Annotated in this window: 9 protein-coding genes; 4 read left to right on the top strand and 5 right to left on the bottom strand. The window is 37.2% G+C overall.

Going from position 1 to position 7776, the window contains the following annotated elements:
* The first annotated feature begins 202 nt into the window (after positions 1–202).
* Positions 203–1708: a F0F1 ATP synthase subunit beta gene (locus HRT72_12995; GenBank protein ID NQY68623.1), complete on the top strand. Its 1506-nt coding sequence runs from the start codon at positions 203–205 to the stop codon at positions 1706–1708.
* A gap of 14 nt (positions 1709–1722) precedes the next feature.
* Positions 1723–1968 carry an ATP synthase F1 subunit epsilon gene (atpC, locus tag HRT72_12990; protein NQY68622.1) on the top strand — a complete coding sequence of 82 codons (246 nt, stop codon included), beginning with the start codon at positions 1723–1725 and terminating at the stop codon, positions 1966–1968.
* On the opposite strand, the gene HRT72_12985 is transcribed toward atpC, so the two are convergent.
* The 3 genes from HRT72_12985 to rsgA are packed head-to-tail and all read right to left on the bottom strand — an operon-like array spanning position 1969 to position 3679.
* Positions 1969–2295 carry a nucleotide pyrophosphohydrolase gene (locus HRT72_12985; GenBank protein ID NQY68621.1) on the bottom strand — a complete coding sequence of 109 codons (327 nt, stop codon included), beginning with the start codon at positions 2293–2295 and terminating at the stop codon, positions 1969–1971.
* Positions 2295–2747, bottom strand: a complete 453-nt coding sequence (locus HRT72_12980) for a D-tyrosyl-tRNA(Tyr) deacylase (protein ID NQY68620.1) — start codon at positions 2745–2747, stop codon at positions 2295–2297. Before HRT72_12980 ends, HRT72_12985 begins: the two co-directional genes overlap by 1 nt.
* Positions 2747–3679 carry a ribosome small subunit-dependent GTPase A gene (gene rsgA / locus HRT72_12975; protein NQY68619.1) on the bottom strand — a complete coding sequence of 311 codons (933 nt, stop codon included), beginning with the start codon at positions 3677–3679 and terminating at the stop codon, positions 2747–2749. The genes HRT72_12980 and rsgA overlap by 1 nt, the downstream gene beginning before the upstream one ends.
* 100 nt (positions 3680–3779) lie before the next feature.
* Between rsgA and gldA the strand changes: the two genes are divergently transcribed.
* A complete protein-coding gene (gene gldA / locus HRT72_12970) occupies positions 3780–4691 on the top strand; it encodes a gliding motility-associated ABC transporter ATP-binding subunit GldA (protein NQY68618.1) in 912 nt (303 codons plus the stop codon).
* 71 nt (positions 4692–4762) lie between these two features.
* Positions 4763–6034, top strand: a complete 1272-nt coding sequence (locus HRT72_12965; GenBank protein ID NQY68617.1) for a methionine adenosyltransferase — start codon at positions 4763–4765, stop codon at positions 6032–6034.
* A 72-nt stretch (positions 6035–6106) separates the two neighbouring features.
* Here HRT72_12965 and der read toward each other — a convergent pair whose 3' ends face one another.
* Entirely contained in the window at positions 6107–7417 is a 1311-nt protein-coding gene (gene der / locus HRT72_12960; GenBank protein NQY68616.1) for a ribosome biogenesis GTPase Der, read from the bottom strand.
* A 3-nt stretch (positions 7418–7420) separates the two neighbouring features.
* Positions 7421–7776: KH domain-containing protein (locus tag HRT72_12955; GenBank protein NQY68615.1), on the bottom strand; the 356-nt coding region annotated here is incomplete at its 5' end.

The following is a 7776-nucleotide window of genomic DNA, read 5'->3' as shown; positions in this document are numbered from 1 at the left end:
TATTATAAAATTTCATCGAACCTGTTATACTACGTTTCTTATTGAATTAAAACGGTTTAGATAAACCGCCCATTATCCGAGTGTTTAAACTTTGTGTAAAAGTATAAAAAAACGCTTTTCACACGGTTGTATGTAAAGTTAAAATTATTACCTTTGCAGCCGAATTTTCAGTAAAAAAACAACACAACTTAACGTCAAGAAGATGTCTAATAGTAAAGGTGAAATAACACAAATAATCGGACCGGTAATCGATGTAAGCTTTGAAAAAAGCGAAGGAGCATTACCTAATATCCTCGATGCTCTTGAAGTAGTTAAAGAAAATGGCCAAAAAGTAATCTTAGAATGCCAATCTCATATTGGTGAAGATACTGTTAGAACAATTGCAATGGATGCCTCTGACGGATTAAGAAGAGGATTAGAAGTTGTTGGATTAGGACGTCCTATTACTATGCCAGTAGGCGATCAAGTAAAAGGAAGATTATTTAATGTTATCGGTGATGCAATCGATGGTATTGGCGATGTTGACAAAACTGATGGATATCCAATCCATAGAGATCCACCTCGTTTTGAAGATCTCCAAACATCTACGGATGTACTTTTTACTGGAATTAAAGTTATTGACTTAATTGAGCCTTATGCAAAAGGTGGTAAAATTGGTTTGTTTGGTGGTGCTGGTGTTGGCAAAACTGTACTAATCATGGAGCTCATCAATAATATCGCAAAAGCTTACGAAGGTATTTCTGTATTTGCTGGTGTTGGAGAAAGAACACGTGAAGGAAATGACCTTTTACGTGAGATGATCGAATCTGACGTTATTAAATACGGAAGCGAATTTGTTGAATCAATGGAAAAAGGCGAATGGGATCTATCTAAAGTTGACAAATCTGAATTAATCAAATCGCAAGCGACATTAGTATTTGGACAAATGAATGAGCCTCCTGGTGCAAGAGCTAGAGTTGCATTATCTGGCTTATCTGTTGCAGAATATTTTAGAGATGGTGATGAAGAATCTGGTGGTAGAGATATTTTATTCTTCGTTGATAACATCTTTAGATTTACACAAGCTGGCTCTGAAGTATCTGCACTACTTGGAAGAATGCCTTCAGCAGTTGGATACCAACCTACATTGGCAACAGAAATGGGTATAATGCAAGAGCGTATTACTTCTACTAAAAGAGGTTCTATTACGTCTGTTCAAGCGGTTTATGTGCCTGCGGATGACCTTACTGACCCTGCACCGGCAACAACGTTTGCTCACTTAGATGCAACTACTGTACTATCAAGAAAAATTGCTGAGTTAGGTATTTACCCAGCGGTTGATCCATTGGATTCTACTTCAAGAATTCTAACGGAAGATATTGTTGGAAAAGAGCATTACAAATGTGCGCAAGACGTAAAAATGTTATTACAACGATATAAAGAACTTCAAGATATTATTGCAATTCTTGGAATGGATGAATTATCTGAAGAAGATAAATTGGTTGTGCACAGAGCAAGAAGAGTACAAAGGTTCTTATCACAGCCTTTTCACGTTGCAGAACAGTTTACAGGATTGAAAGGCACTTTGGTAACTATCGAAGATACTATCAAAGGTTTCAACATGATTTTGGACGGAGAAGTAGATGAATATCCTGAAGCTGCATTCAACCTTGTAGGAAACATGGATGAGGCAATTGAGAAGGGTAAAAAATTAATGGCAGACGCTTAAAAATATAGTCTAACATGGAATTAGAAATAATTACACCAGACAAAAGTGTTTTTTCAGGCGAAGCGACTTCGGTAACTTTGCCTGGATCTGATGGCTCTTTAGGAATCCTTGACAACCATGCTGCTTTAATTAGCACTTTACAAAGTGGACCGTTGAAAGTTATTGATGCTAATGGTGAAGAAACAGTTTACGATCTAAAAGGTGGCGGTGTTGCTGAAGTTCAAAATAACAAGCTAATAATATTAGCTGAGTCTATTTAACTACTTAAGTTTTTCGTTTTCTTGATGTCTTTGCTGATCTCTATCGGCTTTGCTTATAAGGTTTTCTTTCAAGGCAGCTCCTAGATCAACACCTGTTTGGTTTGCTAAACAAATAATCACGAATAACACATCTGCTAATTCCTTCGAAAGTTCTTTGTCCTTATCTGACTCCTTGAAAGATTGTTCACCATACTTTCTAGATATGATCCGAGCTACTTCACCCACTTCCTCAGTAAGAACTGCCATATTGGTTAGCTCATTATAATATCGAACTCCATATTTTTTGATCCATTCATCTACTTTTTCCTGTGCCTCAGATATTCTCATTAATCTCTATTCTTTGAGTCGATTGTAATTGTTATGGGACCATTATTAACTAGGGAAACTTTCATATCAGCCCCAAAAACACCTGTTTCGATCTTCTTTCCCAATTCATCTTGTAGTTTATCCCTCATAGCCTCATATAAAGGCACTGCTACATCAGGGCCAGCGGCATTGATATACGAAGGCCTATTGCCTTTTTCAGTGCTCGCAAAGAGCGTAAATTGAGATATAAGAAGAATATCCCCCTGAACATCTTTTACACTTAAATTAGGAATCCCTTGTGGATCATTAAAGATTCTAAGCCTGCTTATTTTACCGCTTAACCAATCCACATCTGATTTATTATCATCTGGTGATACCCCTACTAATATCATTAATCCTTCTGCGATTTCACCATTTAGAACGCCATCAATAACCACGCTAGCTTCAGATACCTTTTGGATTACAACCTTCATTAATAACTATTCGTTCTATAAGTTTCAGATTCATCACTGTAATACATTTCAACGTAGTTCTTGTATCGGGATTGACTAATTCCTCCATTCTCAACGGCGTCTTTTACAGCGCATTTAGGCTCGTTAATGTGTTGGCAATTATTAAACTTACAACCTGGTAATAACTCTTTCATTTCAATGAAATAGTGAGATAATTCCTCTTTTTCAATATCAATAAGCCCAAAACTTTTTACTCCTGGAGTATCAATGATGTAAGTATTGTCTCTAACTTCCAACATCTCGGCAAATGTAGTAACGTGAGTTCCTTTTTCATGGTAAGACGATATCTCGCCTGTTCTTACATTCAATTCCGGGTTCAGTTCATTTATCAAAGTAGATTTACCAACTCCCGAATGACCCGAAATCACATTTATTTGATCTTTAATCAAACCATATATCATATCTGCATTTCCATCATTATGCGTGCTAGCTTCAAAGCATTCATAGCCAATACGTGCATACATCTCTTTTAATTCTCTCATCTCCAGAAGACCTTGATCATCGTATACATCGACCTTATTAAAAATAATTTTACATGGGATTTTATAAGCCTCGGCGGTTACGAGAAAACGATCTATAAATCCCGTTGAAGTTTCGGGTTGTTTCAAAGTAACAAGAAGTAATGCTTGGTCGATATTAGCCGCAAGTATTTGTGAATGCTTCGAGAGATTTACAGATTTTCGAATGATGTAATTCTTTCTCTTCTTAATTTTAACGACCTGACTTAACCCATCGAGCTTATTGAATTCTACATAATCTCCTACGGCAACTGGATTTGTATCCCGAATATTCGCCATTCGAAACTTTCCTCGGATCACGCATTCATGCTTTTCACCGTTATCATCCTTTACCCAGCAGATGGCTCCTGTAGATTTTATTACGACTCCATTCATTATACACAAATGTATAACTTAAGAAGTTCAAATATATCAGCTCTACCAAAGGCTTATAAACTTTCGTAATTTAGCTGCAACACCAATCTACGCATCGAGAATGTCCATTATTGTAAATAACATCACTAAAACGTACGGAGAGCAAAAGGCACTCGACAACCTTAGTTTCGAAATCAAATCGGGAGAAATTGTCGGATTCCTTGGACCAAATGGAGCAGGCAAATCTACCATGATGAAAATAATTACATGTTATATTCCACAAACAAATGGTAATGTTTCTGTATGTGGATTTGATACTGAAACCAATTCTATTGACATCCGAAAGAAAGTAGGATACCTACCCGAACATAATCCTCTATACCTCGATATGTATGTTAAAGAATATTTAGCATTTATTGGGGGGGTCCACAAAGTAAAAAACATTGATGATCGAGTTAAAGAGATGATTTATCTAACCGGATTAGAAGTAGAACAGAGTAAAAAAATAGGTGCATTATCAAAAGGTTTTCGCCAACGTGTTGGATTGGCCCAGGCAATGATTCATGATCCAGAAGTACTTGTATTAGATGAACCAACCACTGGATTAGACCCGAATCAATTGGATGAGATTAGAAACCTTATTAAAAAAGTTGGGCGTGAAAAAACGGTCATGATGTCGACACATATTATGCAGGAAGTCGAGGCTGTTTGCGACAAAGTCATTATTATTAATAACGGGTCGATCGTTATTGACAAACCGATAGGAGAAATAAAGAACGCTACAAATCATCAACAAGTTATTATTGTAGAATTCGATAACGTTACTTCATCCGACGAACTAATAAAAATCGAGGGTGTTAAACAGGCTATTGAAAACGGTTCTAATAAATGGGTCTTAGAAGTAAATTCTAACGACGATGCACGACCAAAAATCTTCAATTTCGCAGTAGAAAATTCGTTATCTGTGCTCGAATTAAGGAAAGAAGATCAAAACCTAGAAACCATTTTCAAAGAACTCACTTCACAGAAATAGTAAAACTTCATTGTATAATCAAGCGTATTAAATATCTTCGTTTCTATTAAAAACTTATTAAACAATAATTTATGGCCTATTTATTTACATCAGAATCGGTTTCTGAAGGACATCCAGACAAAGTAGCTGATCAAATTTCTGACGCTATCTTAGACGAATTCTTAAGACAAGATGCTACTTCCAAAGTTGCATGTGAAACCCTAGTTACAACTGGTCTTGCTGTGATTAGCGGAGAAGTTAAAACTAGTGGATATATTGATGTTCAAAAAATAGTTAGAGGAGTAATTAACGACATTGGCTATAACAAATCTGATTACAAATTTGATGGCGATTCATGTGCAGTAATTTCAACATTACATGAACAGTCTAACGACATTAACCAGGGTGTTGAAAGAAAAAAAGCAGAAGACCAAGGAGCAGGAGATCAAGGAATGATGTTCGGATATGCTACAAAAGAAACGCCTAGTTACATGCCTCTTGCGTTAGACCTTTCACACAAACTTTTGGAAGAGCTTGCAGCACTTAGAAGAAGTGGCAAGCAAATGAAATATTTGAGACCAGATTCCAAATCACAGGTTACAATCAAGTACGACGACAACAACAAGCCGATTGCCATCGACACGATCGTTATCTCTACACAGCACGATGATTTTGGCCCTGACAAAAAGATGTTAGATAAAATCAAGAAAGACGTTATAAATATTCTTATTCCTGCGGTGGTAAAGAAACAAACGAAAGCCGTTCAAGAGCTGTTCAAAGGCAAAATAACTTACCATGTTAACCCTACTGGGAAATTTGTTATTGGTGGACCTCATGGAGATACAGGACTAACGGGAAGAAAAATTATCGTTGATACATATGGCGGTAAAGGTGCTCATGGTGGCGGTGCATTCTCTGGAAAGGATTCTTCGAAAGTGGATAGATCTGCAGCCTATGCAATGCGACATGTAGCCAAGAATATGGTTGCAGCAGGAGTCGCTACTGAAGTATTAACGCAAGTTGCTTATGCAATCGGTGTTGCTCAACCAGTGGGTGTGTTTGTTAATACTTATGGGACTTCTAAAGTTAAAGACAAGAAAGGAAACATAATGTCTGACGGCGAATTAGCTAAAATCATTGAAAAGATATTTGACCTAAGACCAGCAGCTATTATTAAGCGATTCGGTTTAACAAATCCTATTTTTAAAATCTCTGCAGCGTACGGACACATGGGCAGGAAACCAGTATCCAAGAATGTAGAGTTCATTAAAAATGGCAAAACGACTACAAGAAAAGTTGAATTCTTTGGTTGGGAAAAACTAGATTACGTTCCTCAAATCAAGAAAGAGTTGGGCTTGAAATAAGTCTTCACTAAAATATAAAAAGCCCTATTTACTAACTAGTAAATAGGGCTTTTGAATTTCAATATCCTCGTTCTATTTGTCCCTGAAAAACATTTGAATTGGAACCCCGGTAAAGTTAAATTCCTCACGCATTCGATTCTCTAAATACCTCTTATAGGCATCCTTAACATCTTTTGGGTAGTTACAAAAGAAAGCAAACGTTGGAGCGTAAGTTGGAAGTTGCGTCACATATTTAATCTTAACATGTCTACCTCTAACAGATGGTGGCGGATAATGCTCAACTATCTTCCCTATGATGTCGTTCAATTTTGAAGTAGTAATCTTTTGTGTTCGACGCTTGTAAACCTCTTCAGCCTCTTCAAGAGCTTTAAAGATTCGTTGCTTTTCATGCACTGATGTAAAGATGATTGGAACATCATTAAAAGGTTGCATTCTTTTTCTTATCTCTTCTTCAAAATCACGAACCGTATTGGTCTCTTTATTCTTAACTAGATCCCACTTATTCACCAATATTACTAACCCTCTTCTATTCTTTAAAATAATATCTATAATACTCATGTCTTGAGACATAATACCTTCATGCGCTTCTAATAACAGCAAGCACACGTCACAGTTTTCAATAGCCCTAACAGTTCGAATAGTAGAATAAAACTCCAAGTCTTCATCCACTTTGGTTTTCTTTCGAAGCCCAGCTGTGTCGATCAACATAAAGTCATGACCAAAAGCCGTATACCTCGTATTGATAGCGTCTCTAGTCGTACCCGAAATTGGTGTCACGATGTTTCGCTCCTTGCCAAGAAGAACATTCGCTAGAGACGATTTTCCAACATTTGGTCTTCCTACGATTGCAAAACGAGGTAACTCTTCTTTCTCATTAAAAACCTCTTCTGGGGGTAATAACTTTACCACTTCGTCCATAAAATCTCCTGTACCTGCCCCACCAGCAGCAGAAATCTCATGTAAATCGCCTAAGCCAAATCGATAAAACTCCATAGCGCTAGCCGATAAATCATGTCGATCTACCTTGTTCACAACCATCAGCACACGGTCTTTATTCTTGCGCAACATTTTTGCCACAACCTCATCGTGCGTAGTTATACCCGTAGTTACATCCACCATAAAAACGATTACATCTGCCTCATCAATCGCCAAGACAACTTGTTTTCGAATCTCTCCTTCAAATGCATCGTCAGACCCCTTAACATAGCCGCCTGTATCAATAACAGTAAAGTTTCTAGCGTTCCATTCAGATCTGCCATAATGCCTATCTCGGGTAACTCCACTCTGCTCATCAACGATTGCTCTTCTCCCAGAACACATTCTGTTAAAAAGGGTTGATTTGCCCACATTCGGACGTCCTACTATAGCTACAATATTGCTCATTCTTTATTCTAAATATCCGTATGCCTTAAGCCTCGATTCGTTCGATCTCCAATCTTTATCCACTTTCACAAAAGTTTCTAAAAACACTTTATCCCCAATAAAGGCTTCTATATCCTTTCGCGATTCGGTACCAACACGTTTTAACTTATTTCCTTGATGGCCGATAAGAATACCTTTCTGAGAATCTCTAATCACCATTATCAACGCCCTTATTTTCGTGATACCAGGCTCCTTAACATATGATTCAATGACGACCTCGCATGAATATGGAATCTCTTTTTTATAGTGTAGAAATATCTTTTCTCGAATAATTTCGGCGACAAAAAACCGAGTTGGTTTATCCGTTAATTCGTCTTTCG

This window comes from Flavobacteriales bacterium (genome assembly GCA_013214975.1).
In the GTDB taxonomy this organism is placed as follows: Bacteria; Bacteroidota; Bacteroidia; order DT-38; family DT-38; genus DT-38.
The sequence above is the reverse complement of the archived record's forward strand: the minus strand, read 5'-3'. Positions and strand labels throughout refer to the sequence as shown.